Annotated in this window: 2 protein-coding genes and 1 pseudogene; all 3 read right to left on the bottom strand. The window is 47.5% G+C overall.

Annotated elements, in window-relative coordinates; genetic code table 11:
• The coding region (locus AB5935_RS25810; protein WP_368327852.1) for a nitroreductase family protein at positions 1–228 on the bottom strand (228 nt) is incomplete at its 3' end.
• A 40-nt stretch (positions 229–268) separates the two neighbouring features.
• Complete coding sequence (locus tag AB5935_RS25815; protein WP_004326657.1) at positions 269–1,108, bottom strand: aldo/keto reductase; 840 nt, start codon at positions 1,106–1,108, stop codon at positions 269–271.
• Positions 1,105–1,476 (bottom strand): annotated as a pseudogene (locus AB5935_RS25820) (MFS transporter); the annotation flags it as partial. The pseudogene AB5935_RS25820 and the gene AB5935_RS25815, both read right to left, overlap by 4 nt.

The following is a 1,476-nucleotide window of genomic DNA, read 5'->3' on the forward strand; positions in this document are numbered from 1 at the left end:
GAATACGGGAGCTTCGGCAATGTGTACCTGATTTCCGCATAATTCGGCTAAACGTCTTCTATGGTCGGTATTCTTTACTGCAATTATGGAAACGAGTTGCAGGTTTACCCAGTTCGGTGCGGCTTGTACGGCACGGATGATGGAGTTTAAATCTTCATCGCTTACCGTTCTGTCGGTGTATGAACGGATGGAACGATGTGCCAGCATACTATCTATGACTTTATTCATTTTTCTTATTATAGTTCATAATTTATAGCATTTCATGTTATTACCAACCTGCCAAAGGTATTTTCCGTGTCGGTGTGGGAAACACGGTATCCAAATCATACAAATCTTCCTTTGTCAGATGAATGGAAAGGCTTCGGAAATTATCTTCCACATGGGCTACATTGCCGGCTTTGGGTATGGCAATGATACCGGATTGACGCATAGTCCACGATAATGCGATTTGTGCGGGCGATACATCGTGTCGCCGGGCGATTTCCACCAATGTAGGGTGGCGCAGAAGTCGTCCTTCTCCGATCGGCGAATAGGCCATAAGCGGCATTCTACGGGCAGCGCACCACGGCATGAGGTCGAACTCTATGCCCCGGTCGCCGAGGTTATAGAGTACCTGATCGGTGGCGCAGCCGCTTCCACCGGACAGTGAAACAATACGTTCCATGTCGGCTGTGTCCATATTACTGACACCCCATAAACGGATTTTTCCCTCTTGTTGCAATTCGGTCATCGCCCGAACGGTTTCTTCATAAGGATGGCGTCCTTTCCAGTGCAACAGGTAGAGGTCGATATACTCCGTTCCGAGCTTCAGCAAACTTCGTTCACAGGCGAGTTTCGTTCCACGATAGCTTGCATTACTCGGTAAAACTTTGCTCACGAGAAGCACTTTCTCTCTACAGTCGCGGACAGCTTCGCCTACCAGTTCCTCGTTGTCGTACATCTCGGCAGTATCGACAAGGTTCATTCCCAGTTCGATGCCATGTTGTAATGCCCGTATTTCTTCATGCCGCCGTGCGGCGGATTGTCCCATTTTCCATGTGCCTTGTCCCAACGGACAAACAGTTTGTCCATTTGGGAAAGTGATTATTGGTCGTTCTGTTTTCTTCATATTGTCACTGCCATTATGTGTTTATTGCGGCTCATTAAGCTATTCCTGATCATAATGCTTGCCACTCCGACAAGCAGGAATGCCACAGCTCCCAACGGAGATGATTGTGTTCCCCATACGGTTATTAACATGCCAAATATTGCCGTTCCCAACGTTGTTCCGAGATTTGCGGCGGTCAGGAACAATCCGTTGGCAAAATCGGGTGCTTCGGTTGCCGACGTAGATACCATGAATTGATTCCCGTTATTTGCAATACCTGCGAATATTCCCAATATCAGAATGACGATTGACGTTGGTATGGTCAGTTTCCCTAGTCCGTAAAGTACGAGATAAAGTATCGCCATGATGGCAGGTACGTATTTCAACGT

Source organism: Phocaeicola sp. RTP21198st1_B8_RTP21198_201120 (assembly GCF_040929485.1).
Lineage (GTDB): Bacteria > Bacteroidota > Bacteroidia > Bacteroidales > Bacteroidaceae > Phocaeicola > Phocaeicola dorei.